The organism is Pseudomonas sp. EA_5y_Pfl2_R50 (assembly GCF_963970475.1).
In the GTDB taxonomy this organism is placed as follows: Bacteria; Pseudomonadota; Gammaproteobacteria; order Pseudomonadales; family Pseudomonadaceae; genus Aquipseudomonas.
Genome location: NZ_CAXAPT010000003.1, coordinates 275,922 through 296,795 on the forward strand (window position 1 = coordinate 275,922; position 20,874 = coordinate 296,795).

A 20,874-nucleotide genomic window follows, 5' to 3' on the forward strand; every position below is an offset into this window, starting at 1 on the left:
TCAGGGCCGGCCCCATCGCGAGCCTGGATAATCCAACTGCTGGATCAGAAAGGTAAAAACCCCGCCATTCACAGGGTGGGGCTTTAGTTGTTCAACGAATGGTTGCTGGGAAGCTGGACGGGGGGCCAACGAAAAAACCATCAAACGATTAGGGCAAATAACGCAAAATTATCCCTTTGTCTAACTCCATGACGGTGGTTGCTACTACGATTTTTCCATCGTCCTGAAGCGCCATGGATGTTGCATAACCTCCCCTGGATGTGGTGGGTAAAGCTGTAGTGCTCCAACCTCCGTCACCAAAGGAGGTATCCAGATCTGCATTGATGTAGCGGGCAACTACAACCTCATATCCTTCCTCTCCCTTCCGGGCATGACCCACACCTCCGCTTACGACAATTTTTCCATCCTTTTGAACGGCAGCGCCCATCCAGAACGTCGCATCCCAACCCTCAAACTTCGTAAAGAGAGGCTCACCCCTGTTGAATTGGATATTGGGTGTACCATCAGGCTCGATGCTGGTCATCACTCCGATTTCATTGGGGAACGTATAGGTTGTCCCCACTCCAAGAATCCGTTGATTGGGTTGCTTGGCAATCGTGTCGATATATATGGGGGTATCAATTGGCCCTTTTATGACAAAAAATCCATTTGCGCTAGGACCAAACGAGTTGTCGATCGTACCTGTGTCATCGAGACGGACGAAGTAGGGTTGGTTGTGAGTGCCAATAATTACTCCGCAACCGACATACTTGCCACTGTTTTGACGCTGCACTCTAAACAACCGCATGCTGTCGGCGGAATAATCGGGATGTACCACACGAACAAAGCCATTTTTATTGAATGTTTCGTCCAGGATTCCTTCAGGGGTAAGACGAATTATCCAGCTATTCTGGTTGCAAGCGAGTATCTTTCCATCGGGCAAAATCTCTATGCTAGATAGACTCCCGTTGCTGGCGGTATGTTGTGGCTTATTATCATCTATAGGTGCCTCGGGCGCTGTTTGACGTGCAAAAGTAACCCAAGTGTAACCATTCGTCCCGAAGGCAACATCAAGTGTGCCGTCAGGTTCAAAACGCGCGAAAAGTGTCGTCGTGATTAAAGCATTCACTTGATACCCATGCAGGACAATTTTGCCGTCGGCTTGAATGGCAAACGACTTAACAGATATATTAGGATACTCAGGAAACTTCCCCGATATCAGGCCCTTATAGCCAAAGGTGGTGTCAGGTGTTCCGTTATAATTCCGTCGACCTACAAAATAACCGTCAGAAAAACTGAATGGGATTGTCTCACCTGCAAAATAGATTTTCGCATCTGGGCCCGTGCCCACAGTCATGACATCGCGTATATAGCGGGGGCTGGGATTCGGGAAGTCAACAATGACCATACCGTTATCTCCGAATGACGGATCCAGTGTTCCTGCCTTTGTGTTTTCAGAGGTTTTCATCTTCAGTACTCAGTCGTTTAAGAGGGACTGCAACTCGCCAGATTCCATTTGGATAGCTCACTGCTCTTAGATCGAAGCAAATGGCTGTTGGACGAAACCCGATTGAATACTGTTCAGCAGGGGAGAACTACTGTCAGATCTGACAGTTCGTTAAACCTGTTTGAAATAAAAAAGCCCCGGCACTCACATGCCGGGGCTTTTGTTTTTCAGCGAATCACTCAGACCTGTGGATCGCCAACGTGCAGGATTTTCATGCCGTTGGTGCCACCGGTGGTGTGGTAGCTGTCGCCCTTGGTCAGGATGACCCAGTCGCCTTTTTCCACGACGCCGCGCTTGACCAGCTCGTCGATCGCTTTCTGGCTGACTTCGTTCGGTGCCAGCGACGCCGGGTCGAACGGAACGGTGTACACGCCACGGAACATCGCCGCGCGGGCCTGGGCTTCGCGGTGCGGGGTGAAGGCATAAATCGGCACCGAAGAACGGATACGCGACATGATCAGCGGGGTGTAGCCGCTTTCAGTCAGCGCGATGATCGCTTTCACGCCCGGGAAGTGGTTGGCGGTGTACATGGTCGCCAGCGCGATGCTTTCGTCGCAGCGGGTGAATTCCTTGCCGATGCGGTGGCTGGAGGTTTTACCCGTTGGGTGCTTTTCAGCGCCGACGCAGATGCGCGCCATTGCCTGCACGGCTTCCAGCGGGTACTGGCCAGCGGCGGATTCAGCCGACAGCATCACGGCGTCGGTGTAGTCGAGCACGGCGTTAGCCACGTCGGACACTTCGGCGCGGGTCGGCATCGGGTTCTGGATCATCGACTCCATCATCTGGGTCGCCACGATCACAGCCTTGTTGTGGCGGCGTGCGTGCAGAATGATTTTCTTCTGAATGCCCACCAGCTCGGCGTCGCCGATTTCCACACCGAGGTCGCCACGGGCAACCATCACCGCGTCGGACGCCTTGATCAGGCCGTCGAGGGTTTCGTCGTCGGCCACGGCTTCGGCGCGTTCGATCTTCGCCACCAGCCAGGCCGTACCGCCGGCTTCGTCGCGCAGTTGACGGGCGTATTCCATGTCGGCGGCGTCACGCGGGAAGGACACCGCGAGATAGTCGACTTCCATTTCTGCGGCGAGCTTGATGTCGGCTTTGTCTTTTTCAGTCAGGGCCGGTGCAGTCAGGCCGCCACCGCGACGGTTGATGCCTTTGTGGTCGGACAGCGGGCCGCCGATGGTCACGGTGCAATGCAATTCTGTTGCGGTGGCGGTATCAACGCGCATCACCACGCGGCCGTCGTCGAGCAGCAGCTCGTCGCCCACGCCGCAGTCCTTGACCAGATCGGGGTAGTCGATGCCGACCACTTGCTGGTTGCCTTCGGTCAACGGATGGCTGGTGGAAAAGGTGAACGTGTCACCGATCTTCAGCTCGATCTTCTTGTTGGCGAATTTGGCGATACGGATTTTCGGGCCTTGCAGGTCTCCCAGCAGGGCGACGAAGCGACCGTGCTTGGCAGCCAGGTCACGCACCAGCTTCGCGCGAGCCTTGTGCTCGTCGGGGGTGCCGTGGGAGAAGTTCAGACGGGCAACGTCCAGGCCAGCCAGAATCAGCTGTTCGAGAACTTCCGGCGAGTTACTGGCCGGGCCAAGGGTAGCGACGATTTTGGTACGACGGACGGACATGCAAAGACTCCTGAGTTCAAGCGCTAGCGAAGGCTACTATGCTCCGAGGGTGTAGTCATTGTTCGTTTGCACTACTTTTTGCGAAGAGCCTTGTTAATCTTTTCTTTATTGAACGTGGCAACTTTGGGACAAACGCGCCTGAAGATTTCCGACCCTGGGTCGATACATTGCTCAAGACAGGAGAACCCTCATGCGATTCGTACCCATTGCCGCCCTTGCCCTCAGCGTTCTCGCCGTCACGGGCTGCACCCGTTGGTCGATGAACCATCATTTGAACAACGCCTACAGCGCCTATGACCGCGGCAATTGCGAGCAGGTGATGCTCGAACTGTCCAAGGTCGAACGCGCCAGTCGTGCTCGCCCTTACGTGTGGCCGGAAGTGTCGATGATGCGCGGGCAGTGCCTTGAGCGGCAGAAAATGTTTATCGACGCCGCGCAGACCTACCAGTTCATCATCGCTTCGTACCCCAATAGCGAATATGCCTTCCGCGCCCGCGCGCGTCTGGAAACATTGCAGAGTCTGGGTCATTACCCGACCCGCAGCGCCGCTGCCGTGGTGCGTCCGACACGGTTTTGATGACAGTTGTCATACAAAATCTGGCCGCTTGTAGAGGGTGAGCTATAGTCGAATAACCCGGGTTTAGAGTCATGTCTCCATTCCACGGCAACACCTGCGACTGGCCAGTGGTTCAGTGATGGCGATGTAGCGACCGTCACACCGGGAGCGGGAAGAGCAGGCCTGCGAAACAGGTTTGTTCCGAAGCAAAGCTGCGGCTCTGTGATGGGGCCTTGCATGGCGACCTGCGCATGTTTACCAACCGCCGGATCGAACGGCATCAGTTGCCGTATTTCCTCAGAGTGTTCAACAGCGTTACCGACAAACCCCTCGGCTTCCTCGGCAATGTGTCCGAAGACGGGCTGATGCTGATCAGCCAGTTGCCGATGCTGGTCGGCGCGGACTTCACCCTGCGTCTCAAAATCCCGATGGGCGACGGCTGCCAACAGGTGATCGATTTGATCGCCAACTGCCTGTGGTGCCATGAAGATGCCACCCCGATGCATTACGACGCCGGTTTCAGCTTGCAACGCCCACCCCCGGAATACGGGCAACTGGTCGAGGCGTTGCGTCAGTACTTCAGTTTTCAGCCCCTGCCAGCCTCGGCCTGACCTCTGCGGCGTACCCGTTATTGCCTTCGCGAGCAGGCTCGCTCCCACATTGGATCTGCCGGGAACACATGACGTGTGATCACCACCGCTCAACTGTGGGAGCGAGCCTGCTCGCGAAAGCGTCAGTACAGAAAACCCTTCACTAAGGCCTAGGCCACAGCAATCGCCCGCTCACTGCCCAGCGTCTTTTCCGCCAGCAATAAACCCGTCTCGCTCAACTGATAAGTCGCCATCGCCAGATGTCTTGGTGAGTCTTGTCGTCAACGAGACGGTGGTGGCTGAACGTAGGTTAGCCGACCGGGGGAAACCATCACTAAAAACCGGCGCGCCGAAGCGCCCTGCGAGCAGCCACCATCGAGTGCGGGGATGGGATTACCCGACTTGATGACGCTTATACACATTAGTAGTGCCCCCGGACGACTAAACGCGACCACTGATTGGCAGCGGCACGGACTACGTCACGGGGCATCAACCAAGCGCACAAGTCAGCGGTCTCTGGTGGATCTGTGGGCAAAGGCGCAAGGCGTTGTAGTTTGCGGCGCGTGACGGAGCAGGGTGCTGAAAACGTTAGTGGTTCGGGTTATGAACAGCACACTTTTTAGATGAAACGAATCTTTTTGACTGTCAGTTCTGACAGTGGTTGCGAGGCATCAGTACACGTATGTTGAGTTCACAACGTGAGCTGCGCAAGGGTCCGCTGAAATGAACGACACACCTGATGATCGCGCGAACAGTGGGGCCCGAATGGAGCCTGAAAACGTTCAGATCAGCGTGGCGCAGGTCACACAAATGGAGGACGGCTCGTTACGGGAGGTGGGCGATGGTGAGCAATACTCCGATGTGTACTGGGATGACGCGGTCAGCACCACATTGCATCAGACCCACCCCCGTATACCGGAGTTAAAAACTCAAGTGGATTGTAAGTACAAGTTCGCGGATGGCATGCTTAAGGTCAGGACATCGCAGTACAGGATGACCACGCGCTATGGAAACTGGAAAAGAGCGAACATTGATCTTGCCGTATTCGGTGGCCATACCCAGGTGCGCAAAAATTCACCTGACGAAATGCAGCAAGACAACAGGTGGCACGCCTACGATATTGTAGTCGAGTCTGCGCTTGGCCCAGCTTTCATGGGAATGTGGATAAGCATTCGGGTCGACTACGATGGAACGAATAACGATGTAGGGCCCAACGAAGGCTGGGGAACTGACCTTTACCCCGCGCGTGAACCGTTGATTCAATCGCCGGCCTCCGATACGGAGGTCACGATGCCCTTTGTAGTTTCTGGAATAAATGGTCATCAGTACGGGGAGATCCGGGTATTTGCCCTCACTTCTGATGGCGGGAAATTGCTCGGAAAAAGTTCGGTGGGGCATGAAGGAGACTGGCGTGTCTCTGTTACGTTACCGCCGAGCATTCTGTCGTTCTACGCCCTTCAACGCCTTCCCCCCGCAGAAGAATCCCGACCATCCAACATCGTCACCATCCGCGATCCTTACAAAGCACCGCTGATCGACTTCCCCGCCAACGATGCGGTACTCGCGACCGCCACTGGATTGTTGCTCAAAGGCCGCGGCACCCCCGACAAAGTCATCGACGTGATGATCCCGGGCGGGCACATTTTGCACGCAACGACGACCGTCAGGCCCGACGGTACGTGGGAAGCACTGTTCAACGCCAACAACTACCCTAATGGCGGTGAGGTGCTGATGCAGGCCGGCCACCGGGATATGAATGACTGGTCGGCGGTGCGGACATTCACGTTGTTGTCTGTGCTCACCATCACCACCCCGGCCAGTGAAACTGTCACCGATCCGCGGAGCCCGATTTCCGGTGGTAACGGTGCCCCAGGGGCTGTGGTCGAAGTGCTCAAGGACTTGCAGCATTCTTTCTTGGTCGGGCGGGGCACAGTCGACGCGAACGGTCAATGGACGGTGAGCACGTTCATCATGCCCATACCGCCGGGCCCGTTTTCGATTGTCGCGCGGCAGACTTTGCGAAGCGTCACCTCCACCGTGAGTGCCGCACGTAGCTTCAAGGTGCGTCCTCCAGCCCTGACCTCCGTCACCGTCACCCATCCCACCACAACCACCGTCAAGTTCGCCGGTGCTGGCCATACCGGCGCCACGGTGGAAATCACCGGCGGCCCGACCGGAGTCACGATCCCGGCGGTGCAGGTAACCGACGGTCTTTGGGAAATCACGTCCAGCAACTGGCCGTTCGGTACTTATCAACTGACTGCCACGCAGAAGGTTTCGGACAACGCCGGCGGCTGGATCAGCTCGCTACCCCTGGTCGTCAACTTTTCCAAGACCTTTCCACTGGTCAGTGATGTGCAGTACACCCAAGAGTACCGGCCGACGATTTCCGGCAGGGGACTCGAGCGTGCGATAGTGAATCTCTTTGATCCCGGGGGTGTCTCCTCCGCGGCGCCGGATACGGTTGTTGACAGCAGCGGCCGATGGTCGAGTCGCGCAAGTGAAGTGTGGGGGCCGACGTGGAGGCGGCCGGTGCACATCAGGCAAAACCTCAATGGGCAGTCGTCGGCCTACATCGAGCTCCACGTCACCATCGCGCCCCTCGCGCCAACCCTCAATGCCCCGGTGGAAAACGAAATGTCACCGGAGCTGTCAGGCACCTGCTGGCCGGGGGCCAGGGTGAATGTCAGGTTCAGTGACAGTGCTACGGTGCATCCCGTCAGCAGCAGTGGCGGCAACTGGACGTTCCGTCGTCCTACGCCTTTTGCAGCGGGTGTCACCCACACCGTCACCGTGACCCAGACGGCCGCTGAGCAAACTTCAGCGGCGGTCACCGCAACTTTCACGGTACATGCGCCCACGCCTCAGCCGATCATCACCGTCCCGGCCAATAACGCCGAGGTCGAGCGTGAACTCACGGTGCACGGCAACCAAGGCCTGGCAGGGGCGAAGATGCAACTGCGCGACGCGCAATTTGGCCGCGACCTGGGCGCACCGAAAACCCTGACGAGCAGTGGCGCCTGGTCAATCAATCTGTCGAGCCTGGCCTTTCGCGAATACACCATTGACGCGCAGCAGGTGATCAATGGTCGAGCTTCTCCGCGCAGTGAATACGTGATGTTCAAGGTGGTGCTGTCGCCGCCGGTCATCGAAGTACCGGCCCAGGACGCGAGTCTGCCGCGGACTTCGACGCTTTCCGGCACGGGCATGCCGGGCGGGTGGGTCGAGATCCGTTTGCAAGGCCAGACCGAACCGTTGCTCACCAACCTGTTGGTTGGCAGTGACGGCCGCTGGCGAGGGGACGTGACATTGCCGGTCGGCGACAAAGTGCTGACGGCTCGGCAAACCTTTGAAACCCAGACCTCTTCATACAGTACGCCCCGCACTTATTCCGTGGTGCCGGCGCCGCCGATTATGGAAACCCCGGCGGTGGGCGAGCACGTCGGGCGGCGACTGGTGGTCTCGGGCTTCGGCGTGCCGGGGGACACCGTGGCGGTGCGGGTGGCCGGGAGCGGGCGCGTCGTCCACGCAAGCAGTGGCGTACAGGCAGACCGGACATGGTCGGTGACCATCGAAGTCGCCGGGCCCGGAGGGACGTTTGATGTGGTGGCCGTGGCGTCGAGCGAGGGCTTCGATTCGGCGGACAGCGCCGGTCGCTCTATCGAGCTGGGCACCTATATGCCGACCTTCCAGCAGCCTGACCCGGGACGCTGGGTCAATGGCCGCATTGTCTTCAAGGGGCTGGGCCGACCCGGCACCGGTCGGTTGGTGAGTTGGTACAACCCTGACCAGCTCTGGACCCCCGCCATGCCTGTCACCGCAGCGGGATGGCAGGGCGAGGCGACGCAGGCCCTGCCGGCAGGAGGCAACTGGTGCCGGTTTGTCCAGGTCATCTCCGACAACGCCGATGGCGCGAACGTGTCCGACTGGGCCGACAGCCAACGCTTCGAGGTGTTGCCCGAATCTCCAGTGAAGCGCTGATGTCGACGGTGGCTCGTCAGGACTGTCATTTATGACAGTAGACGGTGATGGCTGCCAAGCGCTCAATTCCATTGAAAGGACCGGCTGTCGATGTGGCAGTCAGGGACGACCGTTATCGACTCAAGGAACCTGATCATGGCTGACGCTGCCGATCGCCCTGTCCTGCGACTGATGCAAGAGTTTTTTGGCGAAGAACAACCTGAAGCTCTACATGAATACTTCGAGCAGGGCGGTTCGATTTTTCCGCTGCTGGAAAAAGGTGTGCAGGCGCTCGCCGGTGACTACCGGTTGAACGAGGAACAGGCGCGGCAATTTCTGCGTCGGGTCAACAGTGCGGCGATCTATGTGCGTCGCCAGTACATCGAGCACCGTCTGACCGCCAGCGCCGAAGCGATACCGCGCCCGGCGAGCGGTCTGCTGTCTATGGTCGCCGGGCCTAATTATGAGCGGCTGTTCGCCACGCCATTCGATGAGCTGTGCCCGCCGCAGGCGCTGGAATCCTGTGCCTCGCCGGTGGCCTATCTGATTGAGCTGTTGCGCTGGATTCGCGAACGCATCGAGCCTTATGGGGTGGCGGAGCAAAAGTATCCGCTGCACGAACGCCGCCAGGATTTGCTGAGATTGTCAGTGGATTTCAACGCTGTGCATCAAGCGGTGTCGTCGGTCGATATCATCGTTGCGGTACTGGAAACCTTTATCGCCGAACATGGCCCTGGCCAGCCAGCGAACCTGGAGCAGGCCCTGATCGACGCGCGCTATCCCAACGGCCTGCCGTATTACCAGCATTGGGTCAGCGTGGATGCCGTGGCGCGCCATCACAATCGTTCGGTGGGTGATTTTGCCCACCTCGTGGATCTGGCATCGCCACGGTTTTTGAAAGACAAGGGCTGGAGTGCCGACTGGGCTCGCGCACTGGCCCATGCGTCACGGCTGGGGCCGTATCAACGGCAAATACTGACCGAGCCACCAACGCTACCTGCCGGACGTGATGAGTATTACCTGAAGAATTTCGGTGCTGAAGCAATCGCTTGGCAAAACCTCAATCAGGTGCCGTTTTTTGGTGATCGCACCAAACTCACCACGCCAGACATCGAGGCGTTGTTGTCGATACGCGGGTACGCTCCGGTTCGCTCGGCAAACGTGACCTACGCTGGCGCAGCGCCCATCGTTGCGGAAAGTGAGCGCAGCGGCGCCGTGTACCTCAACGCCAACACAGCGCCGGCGGTGAGCATTATCAGCAGCGGTAGCGGGCCGACGTTTCTTCATCGCTTGTCGATAGCGCCTGGCGATGATGCAGGTTTCAACGCTTACCAACGGATGAACCGCAAGATACGCCTGGACGCCTGGCTGCAACTGCCCAGCGATCAGGTCGATGCCTTGCTGGTGGCGGCCATCCGCGCCGAGGTTCGCGGCGGAGCGGCGGGCAATGGCTGGTTGATTTCCGACAACGTGGTGCACGCTTTCGGTCTGTTCCAGTCCCTGCGCGAACGCTATGGCTGTACGGCGGCAGACTTCGCCGCGTTTATCGATGAGGTGTCGGTTTACGGTCGAGGGGATGCGCTGTCGCTGTTCGATCAGACCTTCAATGCCGAGGGCGGTTATCGTCAGCCTCTCAAGCTCGACGATCAGCCCTTCGCCGTGACGCCAGACGAAGGCAGCACCGACCTGACGATCAATCAGCTCTGCAATGGCCTGGGGATCGACGTACAGACTTACCAGTATCTGGCGCAGGCGATTGCCCTGGCTCAGGGTGGGACAGACACACTCAAACGCAATGTCGCGGTCATTTCTGCATTTTACCGTCTGGTGAAACTGCCCCGCCTGCTGGGCATCACGCCGGTTGAGGGGGTGTTGATGCTGACGCTATTGGGCGCAGAGGATTGGCTCAAAGGCCTGGCCGGTTTGCCGCGCATCAACAAAACCCACGGCGCTGCGCTGGATGCGCTGGGTCTGATTCATGCCCTGGATTCCTGCGTGAGCTGGTGTCGGGAGCGCGACTTGCCGGTGCTGTGGATGCTCCAGCAGATTGTGCCGCCGACGCCATTGAGCTCGGTGTCTGAAGAGCAACTGCAATTGTTCGAGAAAGTGCGCAGCCTGTTGCCAGCGGTACTGTTCAGCAATAACGCTTTGCTCATGGCCGGCGTGCCATCACTGCCGTCCGCCAGTTGGCTGTCTCTGTTGGGGGCTCTGGTCGACGCCGACGGCCTCGTGCTGCCGGCGCCCGCGTCCGAGACGGATTACCCGGGCTATGCGCGCGAGCATTTGAACAACGCCGTCAGGGATGGTTTGGGCGCCCTTGACCCGGATTTGCACTCGGCGATTGTCGAGCGGATGTTGGGTGTGCTCTTGCAGAGCCGCGACGCGCAGGCGTCGGTGGTCAAGGAGAGCCTGGCAGTGTATGCCGGCGTCGACGCCGAGCAGGCATTGCGGGTGCTGATCTGGGCCAACGGCACGGTGTTCCAGTTGTTGCGCCAGCTCATCGAGCGCACGGGGCTGGTCGGTGATGACAGTGTGCGCGGGCGCAACGAAACGCCCGATCCTTTGTTCTCGCTGTTGGCCGATATAAAGCGCCGCAGTGCGGTCGTCGCCAGGTTCGGCCTGAGCGCCACGCTGTTGCAGGAGTACCTCGATTACGGCCACAAGGCCTGGCTGGATCAAGACGATAAACATGCCTTTTCGCTGCGAACTCTTTACTACCTTTCGACCCTCGCGCGGGCCTTTGAGCTGAGCGAGCAGCCGGCGCAAAAACTGCTCGACTACCTGCGTCAGGCCAACGCGCTGCCCGATCTGTCGGGCGACGCGCTGTGGCTGGCGCAGCAGGCATCGGCGTTCCGCCTGGCCGAGTTCTTTGGCTGGAGCGTGCAAGAGGTGCGCGAGTGTGTCAGTCGCATCGATTCCTCTGGCCTCAAAGTTCTGAAAAATCTGGCTCAGCTCGATCTGTTGATGCGGGTGCGTGAACTGTCAGCGAACACCGGTCTGGATGCTCTGACGATTTTTCTGATCGGCAACCTGCCGGAGCAAATGGACACTGATGCCTATGCTGACGCCGCCGAGCACGCGTTGTTGAGCGTGGCTGAAACCCGTGTGCCGATTGCCCAACTGACGGGTGATTTACAGCAACTGATCCAGGTGACTTGCGTTGTCGATAAAACCGAGGTGATCGCCAACAAGGCGGGAGAAAAAATCATCTTCACGGTCACCCTCAAGGATGCGGCAGGCAAGCCGCTGAGCGGGGTCAATGTGTACTGGCAAGCCGCGCTGGGCACGATGGTGACCAAGGCGACCGGGATCAATGGCACGGTCGCGGCCGAGTTTATCCCCGGCGCGGTGATGGGTTCTGACACCCCGACGTTCTGGCTGGATCTGTTTGAAGAGGAATATGCCCCCACCGTCAATGTGACCTTCGACGCCACGACGCTGTTTTTCCCCGCCGGGTACAAGTCACCGTTACCCCTGGGCGTCGTACCGCCGGGTGTGGAAGTGGAGTTGTATGCCTTGTTGAAGGATGAAAACGGCAATCTCGGGAAAAACACCCTGGTGTCATGGATCGGCACTCCGAGCCATGAGGCCGTGATTCGTCCAGCGCAGGGCATGACCAGTCAGGACGGGCTCGCCCGGGCGTTTGTTGCCAGCCCTGGGGGCGGCACCTTCACCTTCACCCTGACGACCGAGGCCGGTGAAAAGCAGACGTCGTTCGGTCCCATCGAGTTTGCCTCGACCACACAGCAGAAATAGACAGGGTCACCGGCCGGATACGGACAGGTCATCTCTGCAGGAGAAACGATTGTGGAACTGAATACCTTGAGTACGCTGCTGGAAAAACGCCGCAGCGCCCTGATCGAATATTGCATCGGTCAGGTCAATCAATCGGGTGGCAGGGATTACGCTTTCCTGCGCACCCCGAACGATCTGTTCGAGTTGTTGCGCATGGACCCGCTGGACACCTACCCGGTGCAGAGTTCATGGGTCGCGGAAGCGACCAGTTGTGCCCAGCAGTACATCCACGCGGTGTATCGCAAACTGGAGCCCGGATTCGAGGCGCACATGTTCGATAAGCGCGACCTGGAGCTATGGTCGCTGTACAGCAATTACCCGGATTGGGCGGCGCTGCAACTGATTGCGCTGTACCCGGAAAACTTCATCAATCCGTTCGTGCGCCAGCGCAAGAGCAGCCTGTTCAAAGCCCTCGAAAACAACCTCAACCAGACGCGCCTGAGTACCGACAGCGTGCAGGTGGCGCTGGGCGAATACCTGCAGACGTTCGAGCAAACCTGCAACCTGGATGTCATCAGCAGCTATATGGACGGCGCCTCGCCCGACAAGGCGGACTACTACTTTGTCGGTCGCCAGCGGGTGGCGCCGTATCAGTATTTCTGGCGCCGCGCGCGTGTGGAGTTGTCGCCGAGTTGTGTAGCGATCAACCCGGCGGCCTGGGATGAATGGCAACCGGTGGACATCCCGGTGGGGCCACGGGTGCTGGATATTCGTCCGGTGTTCTGGAGCGGCCGCCTGTGCCTGGCGTGGGCCGAGTGGCGGGATCGGGTGGAAGGGAATCAGGCAGGTGAATTTCTGCCCCATCGACTGGACATCCACGTCGCCTTCATGACCCAGAACGGCCAGTGGTCGGCACCGTTGAATGTGCACCACTCCGAGCATGAGACAGACCAGTCAGCGGGTGCCCGGCTGATTGCCACCGTGTGGGTGGACACGCTGCATCCCAAGGGCAAATTGGGCGTCGGGTTGACCAACGACAAGACCGGCGCCGACGCCTTGAATGTCTCTGCTGTGCGCGATGTGTTATTTCGCCCGTTGCCCGACGATAACGGCGGCTGGGTGGAAGCGGCGGCGAGGCATCGGTTTGTCGACGACCTGACGGTGCAGCACCCGCTGACGAACCAGCCGGTTATGAACATCACTGTGCCGGCGTCAGGCACACTGGCTCCGTTCCTGTTTTTGCACGCGGTGGCGTTTCGCGTGGGCAATGATGATGTGCTGGTCGTGCAGGGGTTTTGCATGCCCACGGGGTTGAGCGGCAATGCCGCCGAGCTGGAATTGATCCTCGTTGGCAGAACGGGCACAGACCCGGAGCCGATCAAGCAGAGCTTTCCGGTGGCTGGGGGCTGGACGACAGCCATTCAGGTGTTCAGGCGCACCAAAGGCGCTTGGCAAGATCCCACGTTCACCTTTGGGGCTGCTGCCACCTATGGACGCAAACAGTTCAAGCTGACGATCATCAACGTTACGGATTTCACCGCTCCGAAGTTGCTCAAGAACAGTCTGAACGCCGCACAGTTCCTCGATCTGAAACAAGCCTCTCTGGCCTTGAAAATCGTGCGCCTCAATTCCCTGTTCGGCCCGGAACTGGTGCAGCGTTCAAATATTTCCGTCGACGCCGTGCTCGATTGGGACACCCAGTTCATCGCCGAACCACCTCCCTCGGCAGGTTCGATCAATGAACCGAACGGGGCTTTCAACGGCGCCAATGGCCTGTTCTTCTGGGAGCTGTTCTTCCATCTGCCGCACCTGGTGGCCACCCGTCTGGGCGCCGAAGACCGCTTCGTCGAAGCCCAGAGCTGGTTGCACTACCTGTTCGACCCGCAGGCGCCGGCGGATACGGCGACCCCGTTACCCCCCAATCCGAAACCGCTGTATTGGCGCTGCCGCCCTCTGAACAGCCCCGGCAATACGGGCTGCGAGACCTGGGCGCCGACCGATCCGGATGCAATCGGCTATTCGGCGCCCCGGCATTTTCAATTGCTGGTCTTTACCGAATACGTCAGCAACCTGCTGGCGTGGGGCGATTGGCATTACCGGCAACTGACCCGCGACAGTCTGGTGGCGGCCAAGCTCTGCTATGTACAAGCCGAATTCCTGATGGGCCAGGCGCCTTCGGCGCGCACCGTGAACCGCTGGCAGACCGACACGGTCGGCAGTCTGCTGGGCAAGAGTCTCGCCAGACCAGACCTTGAGCAGTTCGAGCAGCGTCTTGAGTTCACGCTGGCGGATTTCCCGGCGGCCGGTGATGTACCGCCGGATCTCGGGCTGCTGGCCAATCCACCCTTTGAATTGCCGATCAATCAGGAACTGCTCGACCTGTTCGCCTTGCCCGGCCAGCGTCTGCAAAACCTGCGCAACAACCTCACCCTTGATGGCAAACCGTTGCAGATTCCATTGTTCAGCCCACCCACCGATCCCAATCAGTTATTGCGAGACCTGGCCAGTGGCGGTGTCGGTGGTGCACGGCCCATGGGCGGGCGGCTGGAGGTCGGCGCTTTTCGCTGGCGGGTGACGTTCGAGGCGGCCTTCCGCGCTGTACAGACTTTGCAGGAATTCGGTGCCCAGGTGCTGCGTTTGCTTGAACAGCGTGATCGCGGCGAGCAGGAAGAATTGCAGCAGAACCATCTGGTGGAGCTGGGTCGCTATGCCCAGACCGTGCAGGAGCAGAGCATCAGTCAACTGGAAGCCGGGCTCAGTGCACTGGCGCAGAGCCGGGCGATGGCGCAGGAACGGGCCGACAACTATGCACGACGCCATGACGAAAACGTCAGCGCCGTCGAGTACGAGGTCATGGAGAGCGTGCAACTGTCCAAAGTGCTGGCTCTGACCTCGTCGAGCATCAAACCGGTCGGCGCAGTGCTGGCGGCGATGCCCACGATCTTCGGCTTGGCCAACGGTGGCCATCGCCTGGACAAACTGACCGACGCGGTCGTCTTCAGCCTGGGTGTTGCCTCGACGGCCATGCAGATTGACGCCGAAAAAAAGGCGACCACTGAAAGCTATCGCCGCCGCCGCGCAGAATGGGCGTTGCAACGGGATCAGGCGTTGGCGGAAACCCGTGCCATCGATGAGCAGATCCGCGCGCAGACCTTCGCCGTGCAAGCAGCGAAGTCCAGCCTGGCGCAGACGGTCAGGGCCAATGCCCAGGCCTTGGCCCTGTACACATTCCTGAAAAAGCGCGCGACCAACGCCGAGCTGTTCGGCTGGCTGCTGGGGCAGCTCAAGGCCTTGCACTATCAGGCCTATGACGCAGTTGTCAGTTTGTGTCTGAGCGCGCAGGCCTCGATGTCGGCCGAAACCGGTGACTACGATTCGGTCATTCCATTGCCACAGGTGTGGCTCGACAACCGCCACGGTCTGACCGCCGGCGAGCACTTGCGCGCGCACATGCTGCGCATGGAACGTGAATACCTGCAACGGCATGAGCGCCGCCTGGAACTGGTGAAAACCGTTTCCTTGCGTCAGTTGTTCGAAGACAAGGTCGACCCACAGACCGGAATCGACAGTTGGCCTGCGGCGCTGGCGCAGTTGCTGGCGCGAGGTACGCTGGAATTTCGCCTCAGTCAGTTGCTGTACGACCGTGATCATCCGGGGCACTACTGCCGCCAGATCAGCTCGCTGGAAGTGGATCTGCCGGTGCTCACCGGTCCCTATGAAGACGTGCGTGCCACGCTGGTGCAGGTCAGCAGCATGATCGCCACCAAAGCCACGGCGCAGTCGGTGGAATACCTGCACCAGCCACAAAGTGGCGTGGCCCCGTCCGACGTGCAGATCAATTTGCGCAGCGGTCAGCAGGTGGCCTTGTCGATTGGCCTGGCTGACGCCGGCATGACGGCGATGCGCCCCGAAGAAGGGCTGCTCAATCCCTATGAATGCACCGGCGCGGTGTCCCACTGGGTCTTGCGTTTTCCGTGGGCGCAGAAGGAACCCCAACGTTCGATGCTGCGCTCCCTGACCGACATCATCGTGCGCGTGCGCTACACCGCCAAAGCGGGCGAGCCGGCCTTCACCCTCAAGGTGCAGGACATGGTGACCAACGCCGAAAGCGCCGCGCAGATCAAGCAAACAGAGGGAGCGGGCAGCCATGCATGAACCGATCATTCAAGCCAGACAGAGTCTGTTACTCAACGGCGATTTCATCGAGGCGCTCGACAAATGGAACAGAGGCCCCATCCAGCCGATCTGGCTCGACACCCCGTCTGAAATGTATCAAGGGCAACTGCTGCGTCATCTGGTGGCCAGCCATGAGGCGTCGGTCTGGCAGGACATCGTCGTACCCAAGGCGCCGGATGCGCAGGCGCGCTACGTGCTGAGTTTTCTGTTCGAATCACGGCACAGCGAAGCCGGGCTCCTGCGCATCGGCATCCAGGGGTCAGCCCAAGACGTGCAGGAGGTCGAACTGCCACCGGGCAGGCAGCGTGACCTTGACCGGGATCAGCAGCGCCTGGCCCAGGGATTGCCACTGGACTTGTCACTCACTGAATATGAAGTCCCATTGCAGCTGCCGCTGGAGCGTCTGGACACGATTCGGGTCAGCGTCCTCAGCCCGAAGAATGCGCTGAATGACGACATTTCGAGAATCATCATTACCCGCATCCGGATCGATCTGCACCTGGAGCCGGCGGTGATGCAAACGCTGATGCTCGACGAGGAGCCGGTGATGCCCAGAGCGCCGTTGCCTCTGTGCCTGGGCGCTTCGGCGTCCCTGGCACACCGCTTGTTCTTTGTGCTGGGAGCCGACAATGCCTGGACGGACACCGGGGCTTCGTTGACCATCGACGACAACCCGCTGCAGGCAGTGGTCGCGATACCGCAATGGGGTGTTGATCAATCGCTGGATTCGCCGTGGACACTCGACTGTCCGGTGCTCGGTGACAAGCCGCCGTATCTGTTTACGATGACGCTGCTGAACCAGTACATCGCCGAGCCTTATCCGGTCCCAGTGTCGCTGGGCCACCACCGGCTGGTGTTTCGCGACCATCTGGCGCCAGCGTACTTTCCGGTACTGGAGTATCTGCAAAGTGTGCGCGTAGGCGTGCAGGTGGCCTCGTATTACACCGGGCAGCCGCTGGACGAGCAGGCCGTGACCTGGACGGTCGAGGAGCAAGGCGTCAGGCAGGTGGCGAGAACCGATAAGAACGGCTGGGCCTACTTTGACTTCACACCCATATGCGCCGGTGATGTGAGGATCGTGGCCTCGGTCGATAGCCTCTACTACGCCAGCGGCGTGCATACCGAAACCCTGGATGTCCGGGTATTGGCAACGGACCCGCTGAAGGAGGTGCTGGCCGTTGTCGATGGTGTGGCCTTGCCCTGGGCTGAGCGCACCGGCTATCCGAACCGCGGTTCGGATTACCCGCTGCAGATCAGGCTGCCTGCTGACAGTCCGCTGCAGGGCACCGAGTTGTCCTTGCTCTGGGACGGTGACTCCCACGAGCAATTGGGCGTGCAGATCAGTCCGGCGCTGGACGAGCCGGTACCGGTCGACGGCGTTGAACTCGCCTGGACATTGCTCAGCGAGGATCGACTTGACGGGCGATTCAGCCTGGCACTGAAGTGCTCCAGGTTGTTGCTGCCGTCGCCGGTCAAAGGCATGTCGCTGGCGCGTAACGTCGTGCGCATCGGTGATGTGCAGGAGGCCAACAGGTTTCCGGTGGTGGATGAAGACGAATGGGTGCTGCTGCGGGTGCAAGTGTTGCACGTGGTCATCAGCGGCGACGGTGATCCGGTCAGTAATGCCTTGGTCGACTGGGTGACACCGAACGGCACGATTGCGACGGTTTCCGGGGCTGGCGGCTGGGCCAGTGTGCGCTATCAACCAAGTGAGGCCGGAGATCAGGTAGTGACCGCGCGCATCCGCGCCCACGTCGATGCGCCGGCGGCCGAACGTCCGTTTGCAGTGACGGCACTGGCGACCAGTCCCTGGAAAAACCAGGTCAGACTGGTACTCGATAACCAGGAAGTGGACCTCGTCGAATTGGGCGTGCTTTGTCGGCGTGGCAGCTCACATACCTTCAAAGTGCTGCCTGTCGCGGGCAGCTCGCTGATCGGCCAGGCCGTCACGCTGAACTGGCGAGGCGATGAGCCGGCCATTGGCCTGACGGTGGGTGATATCGGCGTCCCGAAAACCCTGACCGAACAAGGTGTTGAGTGGGTGATCAGTTCGGCGGTCGCCACCAGCTTCAGCAGGCTGTTTTCGCTGCAACTTTGTGCGGATGTACTGACCACGCCGCGAGACCTGTTCGGGCGGCTGATGTCTGCGAATCTCATGGATGAGTGGGTGCTGATGCTCGATCAGGTGCCACCGGCGCCAGATACGCAAGGGTTTTATCCCTGTCTGGGCGCAGAGCACAGGTTCAGAGGCCTGCCCCATCCTCTGAGTCCGTTGGTGGGTTTGCAGACGCGGCTTTCGTGGACAGGCACACCGCCCGATCAGTTGCAGGTGAAGGTTGATCCGCCGTTGAGCCAGGTGCAGTGGCTGGACGATGGCGGCGTGGCGTGGGCGCTGGATTGCAGCGCAAGCCCACTGGCCGGCGAGTTTTCGCTGATATTGGGGGTGCCCGGATTAAGTGCCTCTAGCCCCTCGATCCCCATGCATTTGGGCCACAACAAACTGCGAATTGCCGTCAGCCATGCAAGCGCCATCGATCCGGTAGTCGGGCAGGATACTGCGTGGCAATGGCTGCAAGTTGAGTCGGTATTCACCCGCCAGCCGGTCGAACAGGCTGAAGTGCTCTGGGTCGTTAATGGTCAACTGACGTCGGTGCCAAGCGATGAGCAGGGCTGGGCGGGGTTTGCCTTCGAGCCGGAGCAATCCGGTGCACACTCGGTGTCGGCGCGGCTGCGCAGTCGATTTGATGGTTACGAGGAACAGCGCAGTTTCGCGGTCACGGCGCTGGCGACGGACCCGTGGCAGGGTGTCTCGGTCTACTTTGATGGTCAGTCCGGAGAGACCCTCGGCGCCCGCACCTACTTTCCGCGGCGCAACGGCGAGCATGTGCTGGATGTGTTCGCCGAAGCAGATAGCCCGCTGTTCGGCCAGGTACTGACCCTGGGGATGACCGGCACCAGCCCGACGGAACTGGGTGTGCGTTTCCAGGGGCAAGGGCTCGGAGTGCCGCGCTGGTTCTCCAGTTCCGGTTTGCAATACGTTTTCAACTGTGACGACCTCAAAGACGGCAGCTTTGCCCTGCGTCTGGGGGCCGAGCGTCTGGCGAAGCTGTCGCCGGCCAATGCGATGTCATTGGGAGAAGGCGCGCATGTGTTGAAAATCATCGTGCCTGACCACGTGCAGCAAACGCTGGAATGGGGGCAAATGCTCGAAGAGCGGGTCTCTGTCGTGTCGGCGATCAGTGGCAAGCCGATGGTGGGGTGGACAGTGAGCTGGCGACACCCCGATATCGGTCTGACGACGTCCGTCACCAACTTCTATGGCGAGGCGAGCATTCGTTACACCCCTCTGACGCCCGGCGCAACTGAACTGACTGCGACCGTCGGTGAGGGGGCGCACGCACACTCCGTTGCGTTGCCTTACGTGGTCAATGAACCTCGGTCAATCGAGTCTCTTTCCAGTCCCAAGCCAAGCGGCAATCTGGGAGAGCTGGTCTTCGCGGTCGTCAATGTGGTCTCTGCCAGGACGGGCGAACCATTGCGCGACGTTGAAGTGAGGTGGGAATACCCCGACAGAACGATTGCTCCGACTAGAACGGATACTGAAGGGAATGCAAGGGTGCAGTTCAGGCTCTCGGGCATTAGAGAGGGCCTTCTACAAGCCACCGTCACTGGTGGATATGCTGGATGGGAGATGAAAGCCATGGTTTTTACTTTAATACCAACTGAAATATCAGCTGAGCGTGCTATTTCGACTGAGGCATTCACGAGTTCGACCTGGTTGCAAGAATTCACGCCCTACGTCAACGGCGTACGCGTCAAATGGCCAGACCTGATGCTGAATGTGGCAGAGGGAGAGACTTGCACGTTGATGCTCGACTATGAATATAGCTGGCTGATCGGTGATCCGGACGCCTTTCTTGTTCTGGATTATGTGCCGGGCAGGGAGGGCCAGGGCCTGACATTTGATCCACCGTTGGGGCAACCGATCGAGATGGCCGAGGGCACTATCGCCTTGAGCTGGAGCATTTCCATTGAGCAGGCGTCGACTTGTGATTTTGAGTTGCAATTTTCGATTGCCCGCATGGCGGACTTACCCAAGTCGCCGATCGTACCGGGACTCACCCGTGATATCGCGCAAGAAGTCGAGGTGATCTTTGACGAGTTCCCCGTAACGTTCGGAACGAGCACGATCTATCCCTGCCAAGGCGCAAAACACACAGTTACGGTGCGTCCAAAACCTTCTAGCCCGTTGCTCGACCAACCTGTGATCCTGTTGCTGGACGGGGAGACTGTTGATAAGTTCGGGATGCGAGTCACGCCGAAACTGGTCGATGCCAGACCTTTGAGTGCAGAGGGGCTGACGTGGGAGCTTGATTGCGCGGAGGCAATAGCAGGGCGCTTTACGTTACAGCTGAAGTTGGCAGGAACCGTCTTTAAATCTTCACCATTGGAAGCATCCCTGGGGCACAACCTGGTCACGGCAGAGCATTGGTCAAAATATGTTGAGCCTGGCCGCCCTGGAATGGAGCCATATACGGCTTACTATATTCGTGCTACCTCCAGCTTTTTGAACCTGCCGGCCAATGGATTGAGAGTCACAGTGAATTTAAGCAGTGGAACAGTAACTCAGGAGATAACACGAGTGAATGGCGAGGCCGTGTGGAACGATTACAGAGGGACGTTCCGAAATATGGAAATACTCAATCTCTATGATGGTAGTGTTGTTTAGAGTGGGTGGGG

Annotated in this window: 8 protein-coding genes and 1 pseudogene; 6 read left to right on the forward strand and 3 right to left on the reverse strand. The window is 59.3% G+C overall.

The annotated features are described in order from the left end of the window. Nucleotides 1-148: 148 nt before the first annotated feature. Both AACY19_RS07160 and pyk read right to left on the reverse strand, forming a co-directional pair. Entirely contained in the window at nucleotides 149-1,447 is a 1,299-nt protein-coding gene (locus AACY19_RS07160) for a delta-60 repeat domain-containing protein (RefSeq protein ID WP_339449326.1), read from the reverse strand. 218 nt (nucleotides 1,448-1,665) lie between these two features. Then, entirely contained in the window at nucleotides 1,666-3,117 is a 1,452-nt protein-coding gene (gene pyk, locus AACY19_RS07165; protein ID WP_339449328.1) for a pyruvate kinase, read from the reverse strand. A gap of 190 nt (nucleotides 3,118-3,307) precedes the next feature. Here pyk and AACY19_RS07170 point away from each other — a divergent pair, with 190 nt between their 5' ends. After that, nucleotides 3,308-3,694: a tetratricopeptide repeat protein gene (locus AACY19_RS07170; protein ID WP_339449330.1), complete on the forward strand. Its 387-nt coding sequence runs from the start codon at nucleotides 3,308-3,310 to the stop codon at nucleotides 3,692-3,694. A 230-nt stretch (nucleotides 3,695-3,924) separates the two neighbouring features. After that, a complete protein-coding gene (locus AACY19_RS07175) occupies nucleotides 3,925-4,284 on the forward strand; it encodes a PilZ domain-containing protein (protein ID WP_339449332.1) in 360 nt (119 codons plus the stop codon). A gap of 149 nt (nucleotides 4,285-4,433) precedes the next feature. On the opposite strand, the pseudogene AACY19_RS27850 reads toward AACY19_RS07175, so the two are convergent. Next, nucleotides 4,434-4,541 (reverse strand): annotated as a pseudogene (locus tag AACY19_RS27850) (DUF6124 family protein); the annotation flags it as partial. A gap of 445 nt (nucleotides 4,542-4,986) precedes the next feature. On the opposite strand from AACY19_RS27850, the gene AACY19_RS07180 reads away from it, so the two are divergent. The 4 genes from AACY19_RS07180 (at nucleotide 4,987) to AACY19_RS07195 (ending at nucleotide 20,863) form a co-directional block, all read left to right on the forward strand. Continuing rightward, a complete protein-coding gene (locus tag AACY19_RS07180) occupies nucleotides 4,987-8,244 on the forward strand; it encodes a hypothetical protein (RefSeq protein WP_339449334.1) in 3,258 nt (1,085 codons plus the stop codon). Between the two features lie 135 nt (nucleotides 8,245-8,379). Beyond that, complete coding sequence (locus tag AACY19_RS07185) at nucleotides 8,380-11,979, forward strand: Tc toxin subunit A (RefSeq protein WP_339449335.1); 3,600 nt, start codon at nucleotides 8,380-8,382, stop codon at nucleotides 11,977-11,979. 51 nt (nucleotides 11,980-12,030) lie between these two features. Beyond that, nucleotides 12,031-16,113: a Tc toxin subunit A-related protein gene (locus AACY19_RS07190; RefSeq protein WP_339449336.1), complete on the forward strand. Its 4,083-nt coding sequence runs from the start codon at nucleotides 12,031-12,033 to the stop codon at nucleotides 16,111-16,113. Further along, nucleotides 16,106-20,863, forward strand: a complete 4,758-nt coding sequence (locus AACY19_RS07195; protein WP_339449338.1) for a hypothetical protein — start codon at nucleotides 16,106-16,108, stop codon at nucleotides 20,861-20,863. Before AACY19_RS07190 ends, AACY19_RS07195 begins: the two co-directional genes overlap by 8 nt. The last annotated feature ends 11 nt before the right edge of the window (nucleotides 20,864-20,874 follow it).